This is a genomic window from Streptomyces blattellae, from assembly GCF_009709555.1.
Classification (GTDB): Bacteria; Actinomycetota; Actinomycetes; order Streptomycetales; family Streptomycetaceae; genus Streptomyces; species Streptomyces blattellae.
On sequence record NZ_WJBG01000177.1, the window covers coordinates 25,583 to 52,104 of the forward strand.

Consider the following 26,522-nt stretch of genomic DNA (forward strand, 5'->3'; position numbering starts at 1 on the left):
TGTCCGGGGCGTCTGTCATGTTCTGGAGTCGGTACGGAGGACAAGTGGTACGGCACGTGGTGGTCGGGGACTTGAGGGTCCAACGGATCGAGCGGAAGGAGGGGCGACGGTCGTGGACGATCGTCTGGCCCGAGGGAACGCTGCACACGGAGGCGGACCGGTTCCTGCGTGAGCACGAGGGCTCGGGCACGCAGAAGACGTACGCGTACTACCTGGTGGACCACCTGCGGTGGCTGGAGCGCGAGTGCCTGGGCTTCGACACGGTCCAACTGCGGGACCTGGAACGGTACATGGGCATCGTCGGCGCCGAGGTCCGCATGCCGCTCGGGGAACCGTGGCGGGTGGGCAAGCGCCCCTACGGCCGCTCGGCTCTGTCGACCGCAGCCGCCTGCCTGAAGGGCTTCTACCTGCAGCAGGCTTCTCGCGGCATCAACGGCGAGCTCGGCAAGAAGCTCGATCAGTCCCGGCTGCCGTCGCGGGTGGACAAACGCCGCTCGTTCCTCGGGCATGTGAAGAACACGCTGCCCACCAACCCGCTGGCGCCGAAGGGGCCGCACCGCCGGCACCCGAAGATGCTGCCGGACGGCGCCCGGGAGAGGCTGCTGGAAACGGTGAACGCCGCCCGGGACCGGCTGGTGGTCACCTGGCTCGCCGACGGCGGGCTTCGTATCGGCGAGCTCTGCGGACTCCACCTGGTCGACCTGCACCTGCGCGAGAACGCGGCCTGCGGCGAGTGCCACACCCCGCACCTGCACGTCTGCCACCGGCCCGGCAACCCGAACCGGGCCGAGGCCAAGACCAAACACCCCTGGCGGGTCGAGCACGGCACCGTGACTGGCGGGCTGATCAAGCGGGTCAGCCCGGCGATGGTGCACTCCTACTTCGAGTACATCACCACCGAGTACCCGCAAGGGGTTCGGCACGGCATGCTCCTGGTCCAGCTGCACGGCGCCGATGCCGGGCAGCCGTGGGCACCGGTCGGGGCCCGGCGGATGCTCGGTCGGGCCGGGAAACGCGCTGGTCTGGGGCTGGTGAAACCCCATGCCTTCCGGCACACCTTTACCTCGGCGGTTCTCGACGCCGCTGACGGCAACCTGCTGATAGCCCGGGACGCCGGCGGTTGGGCGTCGGCCGCGATGGTCGACGAGGTCTACGGGCACGTCGATGTCCACGACCCGGCGTTCGACGCCGCACTGCGCGCGGTCTGGGGTGGGGCGTGATGCGGCGGCAGGAGTACCTTCGGCCGCTGTTCACCGAGCGTCCGGACCGGGTCGGCCGCGACCGGCTGGAGATCCTGACCGCGCTCATCGGCGGGCCGTCCTTCGACCCGATCTACCGGCCCGACATCATCGAGATCCCGCGCGGCCACGCGATCTACCGGTGGGAGTGCGTCGTCGGCAGCTGTGAACGCACCCGGACGGGCGGGTCGGACCTGTGCTCGGAGCATCAGCGGCAGTGGGTCTGCGACCGCGAGCGCGGCGTGGGCAAGGCCGCTTTCGTGGCCGCGGCCCAGGGGCTGGAGCGACATGTCGGAGCGGAAGAGAGCATCTGCCGGATCTGCCCTGAACGGCCCGCAGCACACAGCGACCTGCGGCTTTGCCAACGACATCTGAGCCGGTGGGTCGCGCGCAAGAAGGAGGGAGATGACAGCGACTCCTTCGCCACCTGGGTGAGCGACGAACAGCCGTGCCCTGGCTACGGTCCCTGCGGCGCGGTCGTCTGCCCGAACCTGGCCGATGCCCCGCTGGGGCTGTGCTCGTGGCACGGCAGCCGCTACCGCCGTGACGGCAGCCCTGGAGGCGCCGCGATACCGCCCAACTGGTGGCAGCGATATGAGAAATTCGGGAAGACGGTCCCGATTGAGTACGGCGACCAGGAGGAATTCCGACACTGGTGCGCTACCGTTCCCGCGCATCCGTGGCCGGGGCAGATCAACCTGCGCGGGCTACGGCCCCTGGTGCGGGCCGAGATCCAGTGGGGGCTGTTCGTCCACACCCGCCGGGCCCGGCCCAGCCGGTGGGATCTGGGCTGGATCCGGTCGCTGGTGACCACATGCCGCACGCTGGAAGTGAACTCGCTGATCGACTTCGAGTTCGGGACCGGTGGTTCTGCCGCGTTCACCGGGGCGATCGCCAAGGAGATCCTGCACGAGCTGCGATTGGTCTACTTCACCCCGCAGGAGGCCAAGGACGCCGGTTTCCTGGAGACCGAGCACTTCGGAGTGCTGTTCCCGCACCGGATGAGTCACATCGACCTGACCGGCATCCCGCAGCGCTGGCTGCGGGATCTGACGTGGGACTACCTGGCGGACCTCCTTCGGTCACCACGCTGTCCGCGCTCTGCCGGCCCGATCGACGATCTTCGCCGGGCCGCCATCGAGCTCGGAGCATTCCTGGAAGTCGAGGCGCCTGGCGGTGGCCACGACCCTGCAGTTCTGCGGGAAGAACACGCCCAGCGATTCGTCACCGACCAGCGCCATCGTGAACGCGAAGGGCTCCCCTCTCTGGCCGTGAAGCGGCCGGACGGGACCGCGAGCATCGTCACCACCGTCACACGGTCGGTCGTATTCAACGCCGTGCGCAAACTGATGCGCGACGCGCTGGACACCGGCACTGCCGAAGGGCTGGGCCTGGAGCGGGAGTTCATCATCGCGTTCCCGACAGCCGGCGCCACCACCGGCCGGACCGCGCGTCGGCCCTTCCCCGACGAAGTCGCCCGGGCCCTGGCCGACGAGGCGAATCTGGCCGAACTCGCTGCCACCTACGACGCCCAGGACAACGGCGTCCGCGACATTTGGGAGACCACCGTCACCACCGGTCGCCGCATCGGAGAGGTGATCAAGGTGCGGTGGGACTGCATCGGCCGCTACGGCGGCCTGGCGATGTTCTGGCACGACCAGACCAAGGTCGGCAACTACGACGCCGCGATCCGCATACCCGAACGGCTCTACGAGATGCTCGCCGAACGCCAGCGCAAGACCCTGGACCGCTTCACTGCCCGCTACGGCTACCGGCCGACCGGCGCCCAACGCGCCGGACTGGCCCTGTTTCCCACGATCTACCGCAGCCAGGACGGGACCGTGTCGCTGACCCATCAGTGGTTCTACAGCCGGTTCCGGCCCTGGGTGGACGCCATGGACCTCGGCCACTATGTCCCCCACCAGGCTCGCCATACTCTGGCCACCAATCTGTTGCGCAACGGGGCGACTTTGACCCACATCCGCCGCTATCTGGGACAGGTCAGTGATCGGATGGCAGAGCACTACGTCCATCTCACCAGCTCCGATCTGGAGAACGTGCTCCAGCACGTCTGGGTCGCCGGTCCCGGCGCCGCACACCCCGGCGAACTTCTGGCCGGGAAGACCACCCCGCTCACCCGGGAGCAGGCTCAGGCCCTGGCGATCGACCTGTCCCGCCGCAGCACCCCGGCCGAGGGCGGGTTCTGCACCTTCCAGCCCGTGGTCGACGGCGGCGCCTGCCCCTGGAACCTCGACTGCCACAACTGCGACAAATTCGTCCTGTCCGGCGCCGACCTCCTCTACTGGCGTCGCAAACGCGAGCAGTGGCAGCTGCTGGCCGAAGGCGCCCCCGACGACGCGACCGCCGACTACCTGCACCGCTACTTCGAACCCACCGCCCGCGCCATCGACGGCCTGGAGAAGGCCCTGGCCGGCCTCGGCCTCCTCGACGACGCCCTTGCCCTGGACCTGCGCAAACCCCAGGACTACTTCCACCGGGTCTGGTCCACCGCCTTCCGCGCCGCCGACCTCGCCGACGCGGGCAGCGACGGGCCAGACGAGTACAGCGGTACGTGCACAACCGACGGCGACGACCCCGAACAGGAAGCTGCATGAACACCGCCACCATTCCCGGACCCCGCACTGCGGCGGCCCTGGCAGCCCGCCGCCGCAAGACCGAAGCCGCCCTTGAGCGCGTCCACCAGGCCATCGCCCGGCTCCGACGCGAGAAAGCCCAGGTCAGCGTCGCCTCTGTCGCCCGCCGAGCGAACGTCTCGCGCACCTTCCTCTACGACAATGCTGAGGCCAGAGCCGCAGTCGCCGCAGCGATGACTCAGAACGGTGAACGCCGGTCCCGCATGCTCGTTGAGCAGGACAACGAGCGCGAGGCGACCTGGCGCGAACGCGCCCTGAACGCCGAGGAGGCCCTCAAGGCCGCCCATACCGAGATCCTCTCCCACCGCACCCGCATCGGTGAACTCCTCGGTCAAATACGTGACTTGGAGGATGAGTGGCCGCAGGAAGCCGTCCAGCGGATCACCACCGAGAACACCACCCTCAAGCAGCGCGTCCGCCAACTCACCACCGACAACCGCACCCTCGACGAACGGCTCAAGGCCGCCCGCTCCAACCTCCGCTTCCAGGACCGCCGCCTGGCTGACCTCGAAGCCCGCCTTGCCGACCCGGGATCAGGCATGTGATCCCGTCCGCTGACCGCCTCATGACCAAGTAACCACCTTGGTGACACCATCGGCGAAGTCCGGTGGCGCCCCAGATAGGCCAGAGGAAAGGGGGCGGTCCTGCCCCCTACACCTGGCAGGATCGCCTCCCATGAGTTCTGACCGATGGAGCACCCACACGATCGAGATGGGTCCCGACAGCGTGATCAAGCGCTTCCGGGACGCGGATCGCGAGCGGTGCGAGCGCGAGTGGCGTGCCCTGAGACTGCTCGACACATACGTCCCCGGGCTCGCACCGCGACCCATGCCCGCCGATCCCTCAGCCGCAGTGCCCACCGTGGTGATGTCCCGACTCATCGGCAGACCTCTGCGCGGGCGCCCCATCGACGAGCGGCAGACCAAGGCCCTGGCAGAAACCGTCGCCGCGCTGCACAGCGCAGTGCCGTCGTCAGCACTTGACGAAGTCCCCCTCAGACCAGGACGTCAAGGCGAGCTCATCGCCCACATCGACACCTGGTCCGCGCGCATCCCCGCTCGCGCCAGCAGCCCGGTGTCCCGGGCCATGGCCGCGGGCCTGGCGTGGCTGGCCAAGTCGGGCCTCGAACCTTCGGGCGAGCCATCAGTGCCCACAGTCTTCGGCCCTGGCGACGGCAACCTCGCTAACTATCTTTGGGACGGCTCGAAAGTTCGGGTCGTCGACTTCGAGGACTCCGGCCGCAGCGATCGCGCCTTCGAGCTGGCGGAGATCACTGAACATGTGTCGAGCTGGGTGGAGCACCCTCTTGATGTCCCGGCGTTCCTGGGGCACTTTGACCTGACCCTCGTTGAAGCCTCCCGGCTCCGAGAGTGCCGACGGCTCCTCGCCCTCGTCTGGCTGTTCCTGCTCTCTTTCGACGATCCAGACCATCCCAGGAACCCTCCCGGCACGGCGGATCGGCAGGCCGACCGTCTGCTGGAACTGCTGGACTGAACAGACACCCCTGCCACCTCGATAGGCGGGATGCGTCGCACGAGACAACTCGGACGAGCAATAGCATCGGCCGCACACGACCGCGCGGACATGTAGTCTATGAATCGTCGCAGTTCAGAGCCGGTTCACGAGCTCCTGCGGTCGGTAAAGTCGACGAGATCCACCGGCTCAACCCCCGCACCTCCAGCGGCTCCGAGGCCGCCGACTGGCTCAAAGACCTCACCGAACGCGTGCGGGCCACGTTCGTCTACGCGGGCATCGACGTCACCGACAGTGCCGTTTTCACCGGGCTGCGCGGCGCGCAGCTGGCCGGGCGTGCCTCTCTGATCGACTGCGGGGCACTGCCCGCCCGAGCTGGCCAGCGGGAGCCGTTCCGGGAGCTGATCGCCGCCCTGGAACGCGCCCTCGACCTGCACGCCCACCGCGCGGGCAGCCTGCCGAAGCTGGCCCCCTACCTGCACGAACGGACCGCCGGACGCATCGGCAGCCTCTCCCGCCTGATCCGCCAAGCCGCCATCGAAGCCATCCTCGATGGCAGCGAACGCATCACCAAGACACTTTTGGACGGCATCGCGCTCGACCACCTCGCCGAAGAGCACTACCGGCCCCGCAACCCCGCCCGCCGCCGCACCCGCCCCAGCGGCCGGTGACCTCCCCGGCCTCAACCAGGCCATCGCCCCCGGTGCGGGCCGCCACCGCGTGGCCATCCGTGCCCGGTCCGCTGCGCGTACGGCCGCTGCCCGGCGAGGCCACCGCCTCCTACCTCACCCGCCTCGCCGCCACCTACCGCCTCAGCCCCGCCCAGCTCCTCGACGGACTCGGAACCACGGTCACCGGCACCGAGAACGCCCCGCCCGCCGCCGAGATCCGCCTCAGCACCGAAGCCGCCCGCCGCCTGTCCGGCTTCGCCCGCATCCCGACCGCGCACCTCACCCGTGCCCTGCCCCATCTGCGCCCGCCCGCGCCCTCGTCGGCCAAGATCGGCGTGCACGGCACGGCCACCGCCCACTGGCATGTGGTCGAGCCCGCCCTGCAGCCGTTGCCGGCGTGCACCGCCTGCACCATCCGCCGCAGCCCGCACACGTCAGCCTCCGCGTGGATCCACCCGTCGCCGGGCCTGCCCCGGATCATGATCTGCACCCGCCACCAGCAGGCATCGAGCGACCCCAGGCATCCCGCGCCCCTCGACATCCGGGCTGTCCCCGAACTCACCCAAGCCCACCTTCGCGCGCGCCGCCCGGCGACACCGGTCTCCCTGAGCTGGGCATCGACGATCACCACACGCTGGTACGACCACCATCAACACCTGCACCAGCGCTGGCGGATGCGCCTGCACCGGCTCATCGCCGCCAACCCCCACATCCCCACGGGCCCGGCCTCCCCCGCCCTGACTTGCCGGGACCTGATCACCTATCCCGAGACCCTCACCCTCGCCGCGGCCCTCGACCGCCTGCGCCCGCACCCCCTGACACGCACACAGCAGACCGCCTTCCTCCACCACCTCGCGGGCCACCTCCGACTGCCCCGCCTCGCACCCGCCGACCACGACCTGCTCTGGCAACGCCTGCACACCCGCTGAACCAACACACGCCCCTCGCTGCCCGGCCCTGACAGAACAGGCTGACAACTCCCGTACCTATAGACGCGCCAACTACCCTGCGCAAAAACCACCACCACACTCAACTCACTGCGCAGCCATAAACGTCCAGCTCAGCCCACGTGCCACCCGTCGTCGGCGCCATGGCCCCACGTAAGCCTCCCCCGCCGAACAGGCATACCGCTCACTACAACTGAGCAACAGCAGACCACAACCAAGATCAATAAGCAGGCTCACCAGCTACGCCACAGACGAACCGCGAAGTCTCCCGGTGACCGACGATCTTCACCGAAGCGTGACGGGCGCCGGTAGTGCCGGCGCCGCCCGCCGCCGAGGGGGGTGTTTCCATGACGCCATCCTGTACGTGAACCGGACCGGGATCCCCTGGCGCTACCTCTGCTCGACTACCCGCAACGGCTCGCGGCGTGGTAGGTTATAGGTCGACCACTAACGTAGGAGGGAAGATGACAGTCAAGGGAGACGCCGCCGCCCGCCGGGCCGCTGCCCAGCACGCCCTGGCCGAGCACCTGCGCCTTACCGCCGCGGGACGCGTCGAGGAATGGGTGGAGCTGTTCGCCCCGGACGCGGTGCTCGAGTTCCCGTACGCACCGGCCGGCGTGCCCCAGCGGGTGACCGGGCGAGACGCACTGGTCGCCCACATGAGCAACTTTCCCGAGACCTTCGACGTGGAGTTCGTCGACCTGGTCTTCCACGACACCGTCGATCCGGGTCTGGTGATCGCCGAATTCCGCTCGAAGGGCACTGCCCTGCCGACCGGCAAGCCGTACGAGCAGACGTGCATCTCCGTCGTGCGGACCGATGACGACGGGCGCATCACCCACTACCTGGACTACTGGAACCCGCTGGTGGCGATCGAGGCGCTCACGCCCGACGACGTGCCGTCCGACTCTGACCTCAGCGTGACTTTTGGGGGCTGAGGGGAGCCGTGTTTGACTGACGCCCATGCCTGCCGCCGGTACCAGCACGAAGAGCGACGAACGACGTCGGGCCATCATGGCCGCCGCGGTCGACTGCTTCGCGCAAAAAGGTTTCTACGGTACGACGACGCACGAGATCGCAGCGTGGGTCGGCGTCTCTCAGCCGTACCTCTACCGCCTGTACCCGAACAAGGAAGCGCTGTTCGCGGCGGCGGTCGACCACGTGTCGGTCGTCATGACCGACACGCTGGTCGCTCACTCGCCGGCGTCGGGCGGGGCCGGCCTCTCGCCCGAGGCGAGGTTGGATGCCGCACGCGGCGCTTACGCCGCGCTCGTCGCGGACCGGAACATCCTGCGTTTCCTCATGCACGCGAACTGTGCCGTCGGCGAGCCGCTGGTGGCACAGGCCGTGCGCCGATGCTACGCCAAGCAGGTCGACACCGTCCGGCAGCTGCTGGGCGACGACGCCGCCGTACGGCGCTGGTTCGGCGACGGAATGCTCGACAACGTGGTCGCCGTGCTGGGTCTGGCCGATATCGATGAGCCGTGGGCGCACGTCCTCACCGCTCGATGAGACCCGACACCGGCAGTTCGGCGACGACGGCCCCGAGCCTTCCCCGTAGGCCGGCTCGGCCAGCCGGTTCAGGACCCGCTCGGCGATCACGAGCTCCTCCCGCTCGGCCTGGACCTCCTGCAGCTGCCTGGCCAACTCCGCAGCGAGCCTGTCCAGTTCACTCCAGCGAGCCGTGATCCGCTCCAGCTCCCGCGTCCCCACGCCCTCCCCCGCTCTCGCGCAGCAGAACTTGAGGACACCCCCGAACGACATGTCAGACGATCTTCGCCGTGGACACTGGCCGACGACCAGCGCAAGTCGCTCTCCCGGCCCTCACACCAGGCCCGTGACCAGCAACTTCACGATGCATACCACTCATTGGGGTTTGCCGAGATATGCCTCGATGACGTGGGGATCCTTGGACACCTCTGCATAAGTGCCGTTGGCGATGATCCGGCCGGTTTCGAGGACGTAGACGCGGTCGGTCATGCGTTGGACCGTCGGCATGTCGTGCTCTACGAGCAGTACCGCGCAGCCGAGCTCGGTCAGCACACTGTGGAGGACGGTGAGGAAGTCGTCGGCGTCCGATACCCCGGCCACGGGCTCGTCGAGGAGCAGCAGTCTGGGCTTGGTGACGAAGGCGCGGCCGAGTTCGACCAGCTTGCGGACGCCGTAGGGGAGTTCGCCGGTGAGGGTGTCCGCGTAGTCGGAGATGCCCAGCCGCTCCAGCGCCTCCATCGTCCTTCGCCTCACTGACTGGTTCGAGCTTGGACGAAGGCTGCTCCCGAAGGCCAGGCCGCTCTCGGCTGCGACGACGATGTTGTCCACGACCGACATGGACAAGAACAGCTCAAGGTTCTGGAATGTGCGAGAGATGCCCCGGCGGTACCGTGCGTGCGCTGGGAGGCGGCGCACGCTCTTGCCGTCGAACAGAACGTCGCCGGCGGACGGGCGCAGGCCGCCCGCTACGGCGTTGACCAACGTGCTCTTGCCGGCTCCGTTCGGGCCGATGAGGCCGACCCGCTCCCCCGGCTCGATGCTCAGGGTGACGTCGTCCATCGCCACGACGCCTCCGAACCTTTGCGAGACAGCAACCACGTCCAGGATCGGCGTGCTCATGCGTCCACTCCTAGGTAAAGGTGCGACAGCTCGTGGTCGACGAGCAGGCTCTGTGCGGATCCGGTCGTCGCGACGCGTCCACGGGCCAGGACGTAGGCGCGATCCGACAGTTCCAGGGCGGCGCGGGCGTTCTGCTCGATCAGCAGGACGGACACGTCTTGCTGATCGGCGATAGACCGGAGGCCCCGCATGATCTGCTGTGTGATGAGCGGCGACAAGCCCAAGGACGGCTCGTCGAGCATCAGGAGCCGTGGGGAGCCGACGAGAGCTCGGCCGATCGCCAGCATTTGCTGCTCGCCGCCCGACAGCGACCCGGAGAGCTGCCGGAGTCTCGACTTGAGGACGGGGAAGTGCTCGAATACCTCTTCCAGGGCGTCATCCAGGCCTCCTTGCTGTTCTCGGGGTCTGAAGAACATGCCCATCCGCAGGTTGTCCTGGACGGTGAGGTCGGGAAACACACCGCGCCCCTCCGGGACGTGTGCGATCCCGGCACGAGCGATCAGATGCGGCGAGTCGAGGTTCCGGCTCCCGATCAGCGTGCCGCTCCAAGAGATCTCGCCCCGTTCACACGGGATCAGGCCGGATATCACGCGCAGGACCGTCGACTTGCCTGCTCCGTTGGCACCCAGCAGGCTCACGACCTCCCCTCGGCCGACCGTGAGGGAGAAGTCCTTGAGTACGCGGCCGTCGCCGTACCCGGCACTGACCTGATGCAGGCGGAGGAGCGCAGGCTGCTCCAGTGCGGGATGCTCGACGCCGTCGATCGGCGGCTCGGCGACCGCGACGGAATCACTGACGCCATCCGTCACCGCGTCTTCGGTCCCGTTCGCGTCGACGACATCCACTTCGCGGGGAGCGCTGACGAGCCGGCGCGCGATTCCGGCGAGCCCGCTCGGCGCCACGAGCATGACGACAAGGAGGGCGGCCCCGAAGACAAGCGGGGCTGGAAGTCCGGTGGAGTATTCGGGCACCAGCGTGATGAACGCGGCCCCTGCCAGGCTGCCGGCAACCGATCCTGACCCGCCGAGCACGACCGCGAGGAGGACGTACACACCGAAGAACACGTCGTAACTGTCAGGCGCGACGAAGGCGATCAGTACGCCTGTCAGCGCACCGCTGAGGCCGATCAGCCCTGAGCTGAGAACGAATGCGCCGAGTTTGACACGCACCGTGTTCAAGCCGAGCGCCCTGGCGCCATTCTCGCTGTCGCGAACCGCACGCCAGTTCCGGCCCAAGCGGCTCGAACCCGCCCACCCGGCGAACAGGGCGACCGCCGCCGCGACAACATAGACGAGCCAGTACTGAGATTCGGGGGTGAGGAACGCCTCCGACGCCAGGGTCTTGCCCCGGTCACCGCCGGTGACGTCCCTGAAGTAGAGAAGCAGTTCCGGGGTCGCGAAAGCGAACAGCAATGTCAGCAGTGCCAGGTACAGGCCCGAGAGCCGGATGACGGCGATGCCGATAACCAATCCGAGGACTGCCGCGGCGACGCCGGCCACGACCAGCGCCAGGATGAGCGGAACCCCCTCCTCCACCGCGATGGCCGCACCGTAGCCGCCCGCCGCCGCGAACCCACCCGTGCCGAGTGAGACCTGTCCGCCGTGCCCTGCCACGATGTTCAGGCCGACCACGGCGACGAACGCCGCCAGGACGGTGGCGACGGTGTACATGTCCGTCACCGGCAACACGTACGGGACCATCGCCAGCAGCACCGCTACCGCCGCCCACCCAGCCCATGGGACAGCGCGCATCCAAGGAGCCGGCCGCAGCGAGGGAAACCCACGACGGGCGACCCCGCTCCTGCGCCCTCTTCGTGCTGCCCCGGCACCGAGGTCGGGCTCATCAAGCTCGCGTTCGGCCCGGCCGAAGAGCCCGTGCGGCCGGAAGACGAGGATCAGCGCCACCGCGAGGAACGTGTAGGTCGAGACGAGTTCTCCGCCGGGGTAGACCACCAGCAGGTTGGTACCGACCCCGAACGCGATCGCCCCCAGGACGACACCGACGATGTTCGTGAAGCCGCCCAGGATGACCGCGGCGACGGCCGTCAGCAGGAAGGTCGCGAAACTCGTCGGCGAGAGATAGGTGAGCGGAGTGACCAGCAGCGCCGCGGCCGAACCGTACGCCCCGCCGATGAGCCATCCGGCGAGGCGCACGCGCTTGACGTCAACGCCGAGCAGCTGTGCCGTCATGGGGCCCGAGCTGGTCGCCCGCATCCCCAGACCGAGTCTGCTCCGCTCCACCAGAACCAGCAGGACCGCGGTCATCACCACCGCGGTGCCGATGATAAACAGCTGGTTGGCGCTGACCGAGAGCGTCGACCCGAACCGAACGGTGCCCGCATCCGCGAGGACCGGCGGGAGACTCCTGGGCTGAAGACCCCAGATCAGGCTCGCAGCGCCCTCCAGCCCGAGAAAGACCCCCATCGTGGCGATCGAGATCGTGAAGGCCGGCTGCTTGGACAACGGGACGACGAGGAGGCGCTCGACGAGGCCGCCCAGGAGTGCCCCGACGCCGGCCGCGGCGGGAAGAACGACCCAGTACGGGACGCCGCCCTTCAGCATGTCGTAGGCGACATACCCGACGATGACGCCCATGCCCCCCAACGCGAAGTTGAGGACCCTCGTCGTGCGGTACACGACCACCAGGCCCTGACCGGCGAGTGCATACAACAGACCTGTCACGGCACCGCTCAGGATCACGCTTAGCATCAGTTCGCTCCTCGTTCAGCGCTTAGTGCCAGAACAACCGTGAGTGCTACTTGGGCAGCGGAGCGAAGTCGGTGACCTTCTCCAGACCGACGTCACCGCCGCCCTCGGCGACCTTCCAGAAGGACTGCGCGGCAACCGCGGCATGAGAGTCGCTGGAGTACGTCATGAGCGGCGTCGTCCCGAGCTCCAGGTCCTTGAACTCCAGGGCCTTGATGAACGACTCCGAGGTCGGCTCCGCCCCGCCTTCGGTCGCCTCGCTGATGCCGTGCGCGATGATGGACCCGACGTTGTAGCCGATGCCGGTGTTCGTGTCGTCCACCTGGTCGGCGCAGTCACCGCCGAGATCCGCCACAGCGGAGCGGTAGGCCTTCACACTCGGCTCCGACGTCTGCGTCGACGGCCACGCCCACTGGGCGACGTAGGTTCCGGCCGCGAGACCCCCAGCGAGTTCCAGGTACTTGGGTCCGTACGCGAACGGGTTGAGGACCCACTCCGGGTCGTAGCCGATGGCATCCGAGGCCTTCTGCAGCGCGGCGATCTGCGTGTCGACGAAGTTGACGTACACGGCCTGCGCTCCTGAGCTCTTCAGCTTGTGCGCGAGGGAGGCGAAGTCCGTCGTGTCGACGGGAACGCTCTCCACAGCCGCCAGCTCGACGCCTGCATCCTTCGTGATCGAAGGCATCGCGTCGGCGACCGGTTCGCCGGCCGGTCCGCTGTAGGCAAACGCCATCTTTTCCGCATCCAGGGTCGAGCTGATGAACTCGACTGTGCCCTTCGCGTCCTGAACGTAGGACGGGTAGTAGCCGAACTGGCCATCCCACGGCGGAGGCGTCACCATGGCGCCATCGGCGGTGGCGAAGGTCGGGATTCGGCGCGACTCCAGCGCCGGTCGCGACGCCTCCGCTGGGGCGGTCCCGGCGACGTAGGCGGCGAAGACGCCGTCGTTGGCGAAGTTCCGCGCGATCGACGCGGCACGCGACGGGTCGTACTGGCTGTCCTCCTTGCGCACCTCCACCTCGTAGCCGTTGAGCTCATCCGAGCCGCTCACCGACTTCAGGTACGCTTCCACGCCGCAGCCTTGCGCGAACCCCGCCGCCGCCACGGGTCCGCTCAACGGCACGGAGACTCCCAGGACCAGCGCCTTGTCCGAGCCACTGCTCGCGGTGCCACCGCACGCGGCCAGCGCGAGCGTGCAAACCGATCCCAGTGCAACCACCGCGAGAGTTCTGGGCCTCGAGCCGAGGCCAGAAGGCGTGCCAATGCTCATGGGTTCTCTCCTTTGAGATTCGGAAGCCGGTCTCGGGCACATCAACCGTGACCAGAACCGCTCCCGAGTACGGTTTGGCGTACCGTACTTTGAACCAACCTTGAAGGCAAGAAGTCCGAATGCTCCATACCTGCTGGAGATCAGATCGTTGCGCCACCATCGATGACCAAGCACTGGCCAGTCGTCAGGGACGTGAGCGCGGTCAGGTAGAACACCGCATCGGCGACATCGTCAGCAGTGGCGACCCGAGGGATCGGATAGCCGGCAGCCAGCCCCTCGATCTCCTCCTCGCTGAGCACCCCACGCATCCAGTCCGTGCTGATGGGCCCGGGACACACCGCGTTCACGCGGATCTGCGGAGCGAGCGCACGGGCCAGCGACTTCGTCATGGTGTTGAGCGCCCCTTTGCTCGCGCAGTAGGCGATTGACGATCCCTGGCCGGTGATGGCGGCGGCGGAACTGACGTTGACGACCGAGGCCCGAGGAGACTGCCGAAGCAGCGGAACCGCGGCACGCGTCACGAAGTACGGCCCCTTCAGGTTCACGTCAAGAATGCGGTCCCAGATCACCTCGGAGAGTTCCTCCAGCCTCTGGTGCTGGATGAACGCGGTGGTGCCGGCACTGTTGACGAGCGCGTCCAACCGGCCGAACTCGCGCTCCACGCGGCTCACCATGTCGCGGACCTTGGCATCGTCGGACACGTCGCACTCCACCACGAGAGCGCGCGCCCCAGCCGACTCCACGAGCGCGGCAGTCCGCCGAGCGTCGTTCTCGGTGCCGAAGTGGTTGACGACCACGTCGAACCCATGGCGAGCAAACCTGACGGCACATCCGCGTCCGACCCCGGTAGCCGCGCCGGTGATCAGCACGACGCCGCCTGCGGTCGGTGGCGGCGACAGTTCCTCCGCGCCCATGTCAGACATGCCGACCCACGCCGGTGTTCCCTTTGTTCCCTATGCAGACCATCCTGGCTCCTCCACACGGTGTCGAATAGCGCAGCCCCGGGACGGCAATTACTCCGTCTTACGGTTCGGCGTACCGTACTTTTGCACCTCAGGAGGGCGCAAGGACCCGGCTCGGCCCCGGAGGAGGCTCTAGCATCGGGACCCATGAGCACCGACACGATCGCCGTTTTGGACCGGGCACTCAGCGTGCTCCGCACTCTCGCGCTACGACCGGAGGGTTACTCCCTGCCCGAACTGGTCGAGGAGATGGGTCTGCCGAAGACGACAGTGCGGCGCTTTCTGGTGACATTGGCGGGGCAGGGGTTCGCGGACTACGACGAAGAGCGCCAGCGGTACACGCTCGGCGTCCTCATTCTCGGCCTCGCCGCGGGCCTCACCCAGCAGAACATCATCGCGGTCACGCTCCACCCCGCACTTGAGCGGCTACAGCAGGAGACCGACGAAACGGCCTCACTGTGGATCCGAGTCCGCTTCTCGGCGCTGTGCCTCAGCAGCATCGAAAGCCCGAAGTTCGTACGCACCGTCAGCCCGCTCGGCCGCTCGATTCCGCTGTACGCCAGCGCTCACAGCAAGGTGCTGCTCACCAGACTTCCCGACGAGGAGCTGACCGATTACCTGGCCGCCACCGACCTACGGCCACTGACATCGCAGACCATCACGGACCCGGCGGCCTTAAGAGAGGAGATCAAACTCGTCAGAGGACAGGGGTATGCCGTGAGCAAGTGCGAGGTCAACGACGACGTCGTGGGTATCGCCGCGCCGGTGACCGACCGTACCGGCCGGATCATTGCCTGCCTCTCGGTCACGGCACCGGCACACCGCGTTGACGACCGGCGGCTCTCGGAACTGATCTCGTCGGTTCGCGACGCCGCGGCCTTCGGGGCAGAGCGCATCTCAGGCTCGTAGTACTCACCCCGAACCAGAATCCGCGCGCACGACTGCCTTTGGTCACATACGCCCAGAGGCCGGGATGCGACTGTCTTCGCATAGAACCCACCTGGAGATGGGACTGCGATGATCACAGTGGATCCGCGCACGAGAGCAAAGCCGGTCGAGCCCACGCTGTTCCGGGAAGTGCTCGGCTCCTGCCCGGCAGGAGTCGTTCCGGTGACGACGACCGTTCTCGGCGGGTGCTCCGGTCACCCTGACCGGAGGCCGCGATCTGCGGTATTCGGCCTGCCGGGCCGGGTCGGGTCGGCGGCGTCGCGGCGGTCGGCGGTCGGCGGTCGGCGGTCGGCGGTCGGCGGTCGGCGGTCGGCGGTCGGCGGTCGGCGGTCGGCGGTCGGCGGTCGGCGGTCGGCGGTTCATGCTGGGGATGGATGTTGAGGGTGCGTCCTGTCTTGGAGGTGGTGCCGCGCTCGTGCAGGGGGCCGGCAGTCGGCGCACAGGCGTTTGAACTGGGTGGTGCGGGCGCCGCCGGCTTTGATCCGGCCGAGGTCGGCGGTGCGTTCGGCCGGGGCAGGTCGCAGTGCCGGCTGCGGGTGTGGCCCGCGGCCTGCGACTTTCGCGCAGCTCGCCGGTGCCATGGGCGCAGTCGCCGAGCACGGTTGACCCGCCGTCCTCTCCGTCCAGCAGATCACGGGCGACGGCCGCTTCGTGGCTGCCGGGACCATAGCCGCCGGTGACGGCGACTGCGGCGAACAGCCCGCTCTCCGGCTCGAAGGAGACGTGTCCTTTGCAGCCCTCTGAAGCCGTCGCTGTGGCGGGCGCGGCGCGCGGGGCGATGCACCCAGCGGCCGTCACGGCCGTCGGAGTCCTCGGCCGGTTCCACGTCCTGCCCGGAGACCAGGGCCAGCAGGCCCACCGCGTTCGCCGCCCTCTCGCCCAGTTCCTGTTCAGGCAGGTGTCCGAGCAAGTTGATCGCGTCGGTGACCAGCGCATCGACCAGCGCGGCGCGCGCCTGCCCGTCGTTCCAGGCGATCTTCGGGTTGCCCGGGTCAGTGTGTTTGCCCGGGTCGGTGTAGTCGTGCGCATGATCTGGGTGACGGTGTCCCGGGTGGCCACCGCGTCATCGGGGACGGCGGAGGCCAAAGCGCACCGCTGCTTGTCCTTGAGTACCCCGGTCGCGTCCACGACCTCCTTGACCTTGGGGAAGATCCGCATCGGATCGGTCGAGTGGCGCAGCCGGCGCCTGAAGTGCGTCCGCAGCGACGGATCGAATGCAATGTCGTACAGGACCAGCCCGCAGGCCGCTTTCCGCCGCAGATCACACCGCAGTTCCTGGACCGCCTCGAAGTCCGACAGGCCATGCAGGCTCTACAGGCTCTACAGGCTCTACAGCACACCGTCGCGGCAAGGACCTGCGGCGGCGACTGGCACGGCCGTTGAACGAGGGATACACGTCGGCGAACATCGACGGCGGGAACAGGGCCTCCCTGTGCTCGGCAGGAAACGCGAAACACGCTCCCTGCCTGGATCAACTCCCGGCACGTCTCCCGCACGTGGGTGTGCGTCAACGCGACGTCCGTTTTCTGCCAGCAAAGACAGCCGCGTCGAACCAGCATGTGGCACATGACCAGCTACACCGTGCTCCCCATTGACACAGCCGCCCTCAAGGAACTGCGGGTAGCCGACGACACAGGCCGTCCCTGCGCCCCGTACATCGCGACCCGGGACGACGCGGGCTCTCCGCTGCGTTGCTGCCTGCGTCCCATCACGCTCGGCGAGCGCATTGCCCTGGTTTCGTACGCCCCGCTGCGGCGCTGGGCCGCGGAGACGGGTGCGCTGCCGGGCGCGTACGACGAGCAGGGCCCCGTCTTCATCCACGCCGATGACTGCGCCGGGTTCACTCCCGGCGAGAACTACCCCTTCGATCGAGTGGGCGCCCTGCGCACCGTGCGCCGCTATGACGCCCGGGGCCATATCGCCGGTGGACGCCTTCTGGAGATTCCCGCCGACGCCACGGCCGGCTTCGACGCAGCCTTCGATGATGCGTTCAACGACCCGGACGTGGTGCTCGTGCACGTCAGGGCACTGGAATACGGATGCTTCCACTTCGAGGTGCGACGGCCCACCGTCAGGGAGCAGTTGCCGCCACGCTGAGCGACGCCGAGCTGGTCACGGCCACAATGATGCAGGCCATACGCGGCTTCCCCTCCGACGCCATGTGGCTCCGCCACGCCCGCCCGTACCTGCCCAAGCAGGTGCTGGCCGCCGACCTAGCTACCTCGGCCGCACCTTCGAGCGTCAGCCGGCCGAGCCGGGCATCCGTCCCTAGCGCACCGAGGACGCACACGTTCCGGCAGAACGATCACACGGGACAGCCATGTCTGCGCTCGTTGGCCGCCTTCGACCACTGAACCCGTTGGAATCGATCATCTGAGGGCCGAGGATGGCGCAGCATTCGGACGCCCGGCACGGAATGTTTCGAGAGGCTTTCGGCAACTCACACAGCGATCACCACTTGATCCCATGCGGACGCAAGGTGTGTGACCTGTGGAGCCCTGCCGTCACGAGGCGATCGGCACCGGCTGGCGCATCGATGACAGTGAGCGAAACATTCGAAAGTTACGGCGATGGATTTCCGGCAGAGGCATTGACGTCACCCGCGCCCCCTCCTACGTTATGGGAGCGCTCCCATACCGCCTGTTTCTCCTTGTTCCGGTGTTTCACCCGGCCAAGGGCGCGTCGAGCACGTTCCATCCGCGCGGTCCCCCACGTCAACCGCTGAAGTGGAGCACCTCATGCGTACAGCCAGTGCAGCCAGTGCAGCCAGTGCAATCAGTACAGCCAGTACACACGGCAGCATCAGCCGGAGAGCGGCCCTGTCCGTCCTCGCAGCGGCCGCCGTCGGTGTCCCCGCCGCGGCGATGGGCCGCTCGAACGCAGCCGCGTCCTCGGCTCCTTGGTCCGCTGCGGCCGATCCGGTCGCCTGCGCGGGGCTGCCGACCACGCTCCCGGCACCCGGATCACTGCCGGTGATCTCCGAACTGCCGGACCCGTTCACCAACTGGGACGGCACCCGATTGGCCGGCTCCGCGGAGTGGTCCTGCCGACGTGCGCAGATCAGCGAGCTGGCGCAGTACTACGAGTACGGGCATCTGCCGCCCGCACCGACGAGCGTCACCGGAACCCGTAGCGGCACCAGCCTGACCGTGTCGGTGCAGGCGAACGGCAGGTCCGCCTCGTTCACCGCGACCGTGCGGTTGCCCAGCGGCAGCGGTCCGTTCCCGGCGCTCATCCTGCTGAACGGGCTGGCGGCCAGCCCCACGAGCCGCGGGTACGCCGAGGTCAGCATCAACCCGAACAGCATCGCCGCCGACAGCACCTCCAAGACCGGCGCCTTCTGGACTCTGTACAACGGTGCCGACGTCGACACCGGCGTACTGATGGCCTGGGCCTGGGGGGTGCACCGCACCCTGGACGCGATCGAGGCGGCCGTGCCGGAGATCGACAGCACAAAGGTCGGCGTGTCCGGCTACTCCCGGTACGGCAAGGCGGCGCTGGTGGCGGGGGCGTTCGACGAGCGGATCGCGCTGACCGTGCCGGGCTCGGGCGGCACGGCCGGGATGGGTAACTACCGCTTCTTCTTCACCAACGGCAGCAACGACGAGACCCTCAACGACATCCTCGGTGCCGCGTACTGGTTCACCCCGCGGTTCAGCCAGTTCCGCAACCAGGCCAACCGGCTGCCCTTCGACCAGCACGAGGTGGCCGCGCTGGTGGCACCCCGGCTGCTGCTGACCACCAACGGCACCGAGGGCTCGGACATCCGCACCAATCCACAAGGCACCGGCCTCAGCCACCGCGGCGCAAAGATGGTGTACCAGTACCTCGGCGTCGCCGATCACATCGGCATCAGCTACCGCCCCGGCGGTCACCAGATCGACATCGCCGACTACAACGCGATCATGGACTTCGCCGACAAGTACCTGATGGGCAAGGCGGTCTCACGCACCTTCGACAACGTGCCCTACCCCGCGCCCACCCCCGCACAGATTCCCTGGACCGTCCCGGGGGACAACTCAACGCCGCCGCCCACAACCGACCCCCCGGCCGGCCCGTGCAGTGGCACCTACCGGGTGGTCAACCAATGGTCCGGCGGCTTCCAGGGCGAGGTCACCGTCCGCGCCGGCGACTCCGCCCTCAACGGCTGGACCGTCAGGTGGGAGCTGGCCGGCGGGCAGACCCTCACCCAGATCTGGGGCGGCGTCAGTACCGTGAGCGGCTCCACGGTCACCGTCCGCAACGCCTCCTACAACGGGGCGATACCGGCAGGCGGCACCACCACGTTCGGCTTCCTCGCCACCTCAACCGGCACCATCACCGTGCCCGACCTCGCCTGCGCCAGCTCCTGACACACCTCCCGCACCGGGACACGTCGTAGCGGAACCACCCAGGGCGCCCGTCCAGGGTGCAGCACCCACAGGTTCTGTCCGAGAGGGAGGGCAGCCCATGCGAAGAATCTCCAGAACCTGGCCCATCGTGGCCGGAACAGCACTGACCATCGTCGCGGCAGTCGGCGTGGCCGGCGTCGACCAGCCACGTGCCTGGGCCGCCTCGTCGGCGACCGTCAACGGCTCGACGTCGTACCAGACGATCGACGGGTTCGGCTTCTCCTCGGCGTTCGGACGGGCCGACCTCATCAGCAGTCTGCCGGCGGCCGACCAGCAGACGGTGCTCGACCTGCTCTACAGCCCGACCACCGGCGCCGGGAACAGCATCCTGCGGCTGGGCATCAGCTCCACGGGCAGCTCCATCCAGCCCACCGATCCGGGCGGTCCGAACGCCACGCCCCGGTACGTCTGGAACGGCGATGACGACGGCCAGGTGTGGCTGGCCAAGAAGGCCCAGTCATACGGCGTGTCCCGGTTCTACGCGGACGCCTGGAGCGCGCCGGGTTACATGAAGACCAACGGCACCGAGAACAACGGCGGCACGCTGTGCGGTCTGTCGGGCGCCTCGTGTGCCAGCGGCGACTGGCGCCGGGCGTACGCCGACTACCTGGTCCAGTACGCGAAGTTCTATGGCCAGGAAGGCATCAAGATCAACGAGATCGGGTTCACCAACGAACCCGACTGGACCACGTCCTACTCGTCGATGCGGTTCACCCCGGCGCAGGCGGCCGAGTTCTCCAGGGTCCTCGGCCCGGTGGCGGACGCGGCCGGGTTCAGGGCGGTCTGCTGCGACGCCGTGGGCTGGGAGGGTCAGCGCGGCTACTCCGCGGCGATCCAGTCCGACGCGGAGGCCGCCCGATGGGTCAGCGTCCACACCGGCCACTCCTACAGCTCGGAGCCCGCCTCACCGCTGGCCTCGGGTGGCGACCCCACCTGGATGTCGGAGTGGGCACCGTCCACCCCGACCTGGAACACGAGTTGGGACGACGGCAGCACCGGCTCCGGGTTCGCGCTGGCACAGAAGATCCACACCGCGCTCACCGGCGGCAACGTCAGCGCGTACCTCTACTGGTACGGCGTCTCCAGCTCGAACACCGCGGCCTTCATCCAGAGCGACGGCACCAACTACAGCGTTTCCAAACGCCTTTGGGCGATGGGCTCGTACAGCCGCTATATCCGTCCCGGCGCCACCCGGATCGGTGCGAGCACCTCGGACGGCAATCTGCGGCTGTCGGCGTTCCGCAACACCGACGGCTCGGTGGTGGTCGTCGCACTCAACGCGGCCGGCACCGCCACACCCGTGTCGTACGCGTTGCAGAACACCGGGGTGACGACCGGGACGGCCACGCCGTACCTCACCGGCTCCTCGAACAGCATGACCGAGCAGTCCCCGATCGCGGTCGGCGGCGGCGCCTTCACCGCCACCGTCCCGGCCCGGTCGCTGGCCACGTACGTCATCCGCCCCGGCGAGGTGACCAGCCCGCCTCCCACGACTCCCCCACCGACCACCCCGCCCACCGGGTCCGGCTGCCGGGTGACCTATGCCACCAACGCGTGGAACACCGGCCTGACCGCGAGCATCACCATCGCCAACACCGGCGGTGCGCCCGTCGACGGCTGGTCGCTGGGGTTCACACTGCCGGCCGGGCAGCGCATCACCGCCGGCTGGAACGCGACGTACAGCCCGACCAGCGGCCAGGTCACCGCCCGCAACGCAAGCTACAACGCGACCATCCCGGCAGGCGGCTCGGTGAGTATCGGCTTCCAGGCCGACCACACCGGCGACAGCGGCAGACCGGCCGCCTTCACACTCAACGGCACACCCTGTGCCGTGACTTGACGCGAGTGCCGCCCGGCCGGGCGGCACCACGGGAATCCATCCGACCCCCCCACCGGCGGCGCGCGAGCCCGCCCGGCCTGGTGAAGGAGAGACTCGATGAGACGAGTCAGACACCTGCTCGTCGGCTTGGTCACCGCCCTGGCAGCGGTCGCCGCCGTTCTGGTCCCCACGTTCGGCACCGCACACGCCGAATCGAACGGCGGGACACGGGTCATGCCGCTCGGTGACTCGATCACCGACGGCCTGACCGTACCGGGCGGATACCGCATCGACCTGTGGCAGAAGGTCACGTCCGCCGGCTATCAGGTCGACTTCGTCGGCTCGCAGTCCAACGGGCCGAGCAGCCTCGGCGACCGCGACCACGAAGGCCACTCGGGCTGGACGATCGCCCAGATCGACGCCAACATCGCCGGCTGGCTGCGTACGTACACCCCCCAGACCATCCTGCTGCACATCGGCACCAACGACATGTACGGCAGCAACCCGGCCGGAGCGCCGTCGCGGCTGTCCGCCCTGATCGACCGCATCACCGCCCAGTCGCCCGACACGGAGGTGTTCGTGTCGACCATCATCCCGCTGTCCTTCAGTGATGCGACCGTGCGGACGTACAACGCGGCGATCCCCGGGATCGTGCAGAGCAAGGTCAGCGCGGGCAAGCGCGTGCACCTGGTCGACATGTACAGCGCGCTGACGACCGCCGACCTGGCGGACGGCGTGCACCCGAACGCCGGCGGCTACAGCAAGATGGCCACCGTCTGGTACAACGCGCTGCGGTCGGTACCGGGCAGCATCGGCGACGTGACGACTCCGCCCACGAGCCCGCCGCCGGCCCCCGGTGCGTGCACCGCGACCTACAAGGTGGTCAACTCCTGGGGTACCGGGCTCCAGGCCGAGGTCACCGTCCGCGCCGGCGCGTCCGCCGCGCTCAACGGCTGGACGGTGCGGATGACGCTGCCCGCAGGCCAGAGCATCGGCAGCCTCTGGAACGGCGTGAACACCGGCACCACCGGGTCGGTGAGCGTCAAGAACGCCGCCCACAACGCCGCCGTCGGCGCGGGAGCGTCGACGACCTTCGGATACGTGGCCAACGGCAGTGCCACGGCCACCCCGGCCGACGTGTCCTGCTCCAGCCCGTGACCCCGCGAGTTCGTGCCCCCGAGACCGTGTGCCGGGCAGGCGGCGTCCGCACCCGCCGGCCCGGCACACCTCCACACGGTGAACCGTCGTCCCGCCGCGGCTCTCACACGTCGAGCGCAGCCCGCCGCGGCAGGCTTGTGGCGACCAAGGCCCGTAGGACGGACGCCGACCTGGCCCTCGGACCAGGCGCCTCTCCCAGGGTGGGCAGCGTCCCTGCGGCGGTCAGCTCCCAGCCCCGGATCCGGGCCATCCCGGCGCTCACTCCGGGGACCGCGGTCTCGTCGCTTCCGCCTCACCACTGCGTCGATGGTCGCCCTGGCCGCTGGCCTGACTGCCCCTCACGAACGCGGCAGGTCGCCTCGGCCGAGCCGCGCCGGCGCGAAGCTCCTTCCGGAGCGTTACGGCCACGTCTTCGGCAGGATCACCGCCGTAGGGCCCGACCTGCCGGAGCACGGCCGGCGGTTGCGGCCGCACGACCTGCACCGCCGCGACCGGCGCCGACGACAACTCCGACAGTGCAGCCGATGCGCCGCAGTACTGCGTCAGCTCGCTCGTTCAATGCGGGGGCGCAGGGTCACGTGATAGTTCTCCCCGCCGTAGAGGGACTCGTAGCGGATCTCCAGGTGCAGGCGCCGGGTTATCAGGTCCACGAACTCGGCATGGGCCTCTGGCTCGTACGGGTCCACGCTCAGCAAGAAGTCCTCGTAACCGGTGGCGATGCTCTGCGTCTCACTGAACGTCACGGCATAGGGCCATACGACGAGGCCGTCACGCGCCCGGTCCGCGCCGGCCTTGTTCCACGCGCCGATCACCTGGCCGTCGACCGTCAGGGTCGTGCTCAAGACGACGGCCGGGCCGAGACCGGAGTTCATGAGCTTGATCCCCGCTTTCTGCCCCTTGGACATCCTCCGCTGCAACTGGAGTATGGGCCGAACCGAGTAGCGGTTGTGCTGCCGCGTCGCGCGTGTCTCGTAGACCGAGACGGCGAGCGATGCCACAGCGATCACGACGGCACACGCCGCCACGACCGTGTCCGCGTCCATCGTGGACTGCCCCCTTCGCCGACTCACCCCGCCTGGAGTGCCCGAGGCGGGAAGAACCCATGCACACCGGCGCCGGAGAACTGGCGGTCCGGCCGACTCGTCGAATCATGCACCCTTTTCACGGTTCCGGGGCCTGTATCGGTTGTGATCAAGAGGTGGGGGCTGTCCTCGGGGCGTCTCCACGCAGGCCCCTACGAAACTCCCGAACAGGGCCGGCCGGCGCAACGCCCCCGAACCCGATCCCCCGAGCCGCGACCAGAAAGGACAAGGACGTGCACACCACCCCCCGGAGGAGGCCGCTGCGTACGGTCCTCCTCGCGCTCCTGACCGCGCTGGTGCCGTTACTCGCATCGGTCACCCTCACCGCATCCCCGGCCGCCGCCCGCACCCAGGCGCCCACCGCGGCGCTCACCGAGGTCACCGGCTTCGGCACCAACCCCAGCAATCTGCAGATGTACCTGTACGTGCCGGACAGCGTCACCGCCAACCCGGCGGTCCTCGTGGCCGTCCACTACTGCACGGGTTCCGGCCCGGCGATGTACAGCGGCACCGAGTACGCCTCCCTGGCCGACCGCTACGGGTTCATCGTCGTCTATCCCTCGGTGACCCGGGCCAGCAAGTGCTTCGACGTCTCCTCCCCGCAGGCGCTCAGGCGTGGCGGCGGCAGCGACCCCGTCGGCATCAAGTCGATGGTCGACTGGACCGTCCGCACGTACTCCGCGGACACCGGCAGGATCTTCGTCACCGGCCTCTCCTCCGGGGCGATGATGACCAACGTCCTGCTCGGCAACTACCCCGACGTGTTCGCGGCGGGCGCCGCCTTCGCGGGCGTGCCCTTCGGCTGCTTCGCCACCACCGACGGCTCCGAGTGGAACAGCGCCTGCGCCCAGGGCACCGTGACCCGCACCCCGCAGCAGTGGGGTGACCTGGTCCGCAACTCCTACCCCGGTTACACCGGCCCCCGCCCCCGGATGCAGATCTGGCACGGAACGCAGGACGACACCCTGCGCTACCCCAACTTCGGGGAGCAGATCAAGCAGTGGACGAACGTGCACGGCGTCAGCCAGACCCCGGCCGCCACCGACTCACCCCAGTCCGGCTGGACCCGCACCCGATACGGCGGCACCGGTGACCGCGCCCCCGTCGAGGCCATCAGTATCGAGACCGGCCACAACGTGTACGCCTGGGGCATGGGAGCCCGCGTCCTCACCTTCTTCGGACTGGACAGCTCGGGTCCCGCGCCCCAACCCCAGCCGGGCGCCTGCAAGGTGGCCGTGACCACCAACGCCTGGAACACCGGCCTGACCGCCTCGGTGACCCTCACCAACTCCGGTACGACGGCCGTCAACGGCTGGCAACTGGGCTTCACCCTGCCCTCCGGGCAGACCATCACCGGCGGCTGGGGCGCCACCTACGCACCGTCCTCCGGCACGGTGACAGCCACCAACGTGGCCTACAACGGCACGCTCGCATCCGGCGCGAGCGTCTCGATCGGCTACCAGGCCAACCACACCGGCAACAGCGCGCCACCCGGCGCGTTCACGCTCAACGGGCAGACCTGCACGGCCGGCTGACGGCTGACCCTGTTGCCCGGGCAGGACGTCGAACCTGCGGTGTGCTGCCGTCGGCCCCGGGCCCCAGCCGAAGAGGGCCTCGGCGACGGCAGCGCACCGCAGTCCCTGGACCGACTCCCGCAGTTCATCGGGCACCAGCCGCTCAACGATCCCCACGGCAGCAGGCTGTCGGAACGCCGATCGAGATGGCTGTTGCCGGTCAGGCCGTCTCACCCACGTGATCTCGCGCCTGGTACCGGCAGGCTCATCCGTCGCGTCTCGGCGAGGTTGGCGCCTTTGCCGCCGAGGAGACCGGCCATGTCCCGTCCGTCTTCGGTGACGTCGTACACGGATCGGGGCATGGCCTGATGTCCTGTTCTCTCGTCTTCTCTCCGGCCTTGTCGTGCGTCGTGCGTTCCCTGTCCGGGTCGGTTCACGTCCCGGGCCCGCGGTCCGGTCGTCCCTCAGTCGTGGGGTACGACGGCGACGGGCGCGGGGGCGTGGTGGATCACGCCGTGGGTGACGGGGCCGATGCGCATGCCGAGGGAGGGCCGGTGCGTCCTGCGGCCGACGACCACGAGTGCGGCGTTCCGGGCGGCCTGGAGGACCACTTGCCCGGCGGTCGCGAGGTCGGTCCTGTGGACCACCTCGACCTGCGGATAGCGCTCCTGCCACGGCGCAAGGGCTTCCAGCAGCTCCTTCTCGACCCGGGCCTCCACACTGCCGTCCTCGTCGCCCGTGACCACAGCCCTGTAAGCGAACACCGGTGGACGGCTCCAGGCGTGCACGACGCGCAGTGTGGCCCCACGGGCGGCTGCGGCGGTGAAGGCGAACTCCAGCAGTTCCTCGGCGGGTTGGTCCCGGTCCTGGATTCCGACGACCACCTCGCCGCCGTCTTCGCCGGCCGCCTCGGCGCCCTCAGCGGCCCGGTGCTCTTCCGCGCGTACGAGCACCACGGGGATGGACGCCCGGGCCAGCACATGCTGTCCGACCGACCCGAGGAGGAAACCGGAGACAGCGCCGTGCCCACGCGAGCCCAGCACCAGCATCTCGGCGTCCTCCGCACTCTCCAGCAGCGCC

General features: G+C 68.7%; 20 protein-coding genes and 1 pseudogene. 14 read left to right on the forward strand and 7 right to left on the reverse strand.

Translation table 11 applies throughout. From position 1 onward, the window contains the following. The first annotated feature begins 71 nt into the window (after nucleotides 1-71). The 8 genes and pseudogenes from GFH49_RS22945 to GFH49_RS22980 all read left to right on the forward strand — a co-directional run bounded on the left by GFH49_RS22945 (nucleotide 72) and on the right by GFH49_RS22980 (nucleotide 8,495). Nucleotides 72-1,220, forward strand: a complete 1,149-nt coding sequence (locus GFH49_RS22945) for a tyrosine-type recombinase/integrase (RefSeq protein WP_230396400.1) — start codon at nucleotides 72-74, stop codon at nucleotides 1,218-1,220. Next, a complete protein-coding gene (locus GFH49_RS22950) occupies nucleotides 1,220-3,853 on the forward strand; it encodes a tyrosine-type recombinase/integrase (protein ID WP_155057587.1) in 2,634 nt (877 codons plus the stop codon). The genes GFH49_RS22945 and GFH49_RS22950 overlap by 1 nt, the downstream gene beginning before the upstream one ends. Further along, complete coding sequence (locus GFH49_RS22955; RefSeq protein ID WP_155057586.1) at nucleotides 3,850-4,437, forward strand: DUF6262 family protein; 588 nt, start codon at nucleotides 3,850-3,852, stop codon at nucleotides 4,435-4,437. The genes GFH49_RS22950 and GFH49_RS22955 overlap by 4 nt, the downstream gene beginning before the upstream one ends. 130 nt (nucleotides 4,438-4,567) lie before the next feature. Further along, nucleotides 4,568-5,386 (forward strand): phosphotransferase family protein, encoded by an 819-nt coding sequence (locus tag GFH49_RS22960; protein ID WP_155057585.1) that lies wholly within the window; start codon nucleotides 4,568-4,570, stop codon nucleotides 5,384-5,386. Nucleotides 5,387-5,535: 149 nt separating this feature from the next. After that, a pseudogene (locus GFH49_RS22965) lies at nucleotides 5,536-6,036 on the forward strand (TniB family NTP-binding protein); the annotation flags it as partial. Nucleotides 6,037-6,095: 59 nt separating this feature from the next. After that, on the forward strand, nucleotides 6,096-6,965 hold the full coding sequence (locus GFH49_RS22970) for a TniQ family protein (RefSeq protein WP_230396399.1): 870 nt from the start codon (nucleotides 6,096-6,098) through the stop codon (nucleotides 6,963-6,965). A 482-nt stretch (nucleotides 6,966-7,447) separates the two neighbouring features. Beyond that, a complete protein-coding gene (locus GFH49_RS22975; protein WP_155057973.1) occupies nucleotides 7,448-7,921 on the forward strand; it encodes a nuclear transport factor 2 family protein in 474 nt (157 codons plus the stop codon). Between the two features lie 76 nt (nucleotides 7,922-7,997). After that, nucleotides 7,998-8,495: a TetR/AcrR family transcriptional regulator gene (locus GFH49_RS22980; protein WP_230396442.1), complete on the forward strand. Its 498-nt coding sequence runs from the start codon at nucleotides 7,998-8,000 to the stop codon at nucleotides 8,493-8,495. Nucleotides 8,496-8,849: 354 nt separating this feature from the next. Here the strand turns inward: GFH49_RS22980 and GFH49_RS22990 are convergent, their stop codons facing one another. From GFH49_RS22990 to GFH49_RS23005, 4 genes are all read right to left on the reverse strand, one after another. Further along, complete coding sequence (locus GFH49_RS22990; protein ID WP_155057984.1) at nucleotides 8,850-9,593, reverse strand: ABC transporter ATP-binding protein; 744 nt, start codon at nucleotides 9,591-9,593, stop codon at nucleotides 8,850-8,852. Beyond that, complete coding sequence (locus tag GFH49_RS22995) at nucleotides 9,590-12,301, reverse strand: ABC transporter permease subunit (RefSeq protein WP_155057975.1); 2,712 nt, start codon at nucleotides 12,299-12,301, stop codon at nucleotides 9,590-9,592. Before GFH49_RS22995 ends, GFH49_RS22990 begins: the two co-directional genes overlap by 4 nt. Before the next feature lie 46 nt (nucleotides 12,302-12,347). Further along, nucleotides 12,348-13,517 (reverse strand): ABC transporter substrate-binding protein, encoded by a 1,170-nt coding sequence (locus tag GFH49_RS23000; RefSeq protein ID WP_196218100.1) that lies wholly within the window; start codon nucleotides 13,515-13,517, stop codon nucleotides 12,348-12,350. Nucleotides 13,518-13,708: 191 nt separating this feature from the next. Continuing rightward, a complete protein-coding gene (locus GFH49_RS23005) occupies nucleotides 13,709-14,482 on the reverse strand; it encodes an SDR family NAD(P)-dependent oxidoreductase (protein WP_155057977.1) in 774 nt (257 codons plus the stop codon). 195 nt (nucleotides 14,483-14,677) lie between these two features. Here GFH49_RS23005 and GFH49_RS23010 point away from each other — a divergent pair, with 195 nt between their 5' ends. The 5 genes from GFH49_RS23010 (at nucleotide 14,678) to GFH49_RS23035 (ending at nucleotide 22,846) form a co-directional block, all read left to right on the forward strand. Further along, nucleotides 14,678-15,439, forward strand: a complete 762-nt coding sequence (locus GFH49_RS23010) for an IclR family transcriptional regulator (protein ID WP_196218101.1) — start codon at nucleotides 14,678-14,680, stop codon at nucleotides 15,437-15,439. Nucleotides 15,440-17,044: 1,605 nt separating this feature from the next. After that, nucleotides 17,045-17,575 carry a DUF1203 domain-containing protein gene (locus tag GFH49_RS23020; protein WP_155057979.1) on the forward strand — a complete coding sequence of 177 codons (531 nt, stop codon included), beginning with the start codon at nucleotides 17,045-17,047 and terminating at the stop codon, nucleotides 17,573-17,575. A 641-nt stretch (nucleotides 17,576-18,216) separates the two neighbouring features. Beyond that, the gene (locus GFH49_RS40295; protein ID WP_230396443.1) at nucleotides 18,217-19,830 is read left to right on the forward strand and encodes a cellulose-binding domain-containing protein; all 1,614 of its coding nucleotides are present in this window, start codon (nucleotides 18,217-18,219) and stop codon (nucleotides 19,828-19,830) included. Nucleotides 19,831-19,927: 97 nt separating this feature from the next. Next, nucleotides 19,928-21,709 carry a cellulose binding domain-containing protein gene (locus tag GFH49_RS23030; protein ID WP_155057980.1) on the forward strand — a complete coding sequence of 594 codons (1,782 nt, stop codon included), beginning with the start codon at nucleotides 19,928-19,930 and terminating at the stop codon, nucleotides 21,707-21,709. A gap of 96 nt (nucleotides 21,710-21,805) precedes the next feature. Next, nucleotides 21,806-22,846, forward strand: a complete 1,041-nt coding sequence (locus tag GFH49_RS23035) for a cellulose binding domain-containing protein (protein ID WP_196218102.1) — start codon at nucleotides 21,806-21,808, stop codon at nucleotides 22,844-22,846. 542 nt (nucleotides 22,847-23,388) lie between these two features. Here GFH49_RS23035 and GFH49_RS23045 read toward each other — a convergent pair. Next, the gene (locus tag GFH49_RS23045) at nucleotides 23,389-23,889 is read right to left on the reverse strand and encodes a hypothetical protein (protein ID WP_155057982.1); all 501 of its coding nucleotides are present in this window, start codon (nucleotides 23,887-23,889) and stop codon (nucleotides 23,389-23,391) included. 272 nt (nucleotides 23,890-24,161) lie between these two features. Here GFH49_RS23045 and GFH49_RS23050 point away from each other — a divergent pair, with 272 nt between their 5' ends. Continuing rightward, nucleotides 24,162-25,463, forward strand: coding sequence for an extracellular catalytic domain type 1 short-chain-length polyhydroxyalkanoate depolymerase (locus GFH49_RS23050; RefSeq protein WP_155057983.1), 1,302 nt, complete (start codon nucleotides 24,162-24,164; stop codon nucleotides 25,461-25,463). Between the two features lie 209 nt (nucleotides 25,464-25,672). Here the strand turns inward: GFH49_RS23050 and GFH49_RS41020 are convergent, their stop codons facing one another. Further along, nucleotides 25,673-25,804 carry a hypothetical protein gene (locus GFH49_RS41020; protein ID WP_268867518.1) on the reverse strand — a complete coding sequence of 44 codons (132 nt, stop codon included), beginning with the start codon at nucleotides 25,802-25,804 and terminating at the stop codon, nucleotides 25,673-25,675. Between the two features lie 102 nt (nucleotides 25,805-25,906). Continuing rightward, the coding region (locus GFH49_RS23055) for a universal stress protein (protein ID WP_196217968.1) at nucleotides 25,907-26,522 on the reverse strand (616 nt) is incomplete at its 5' end.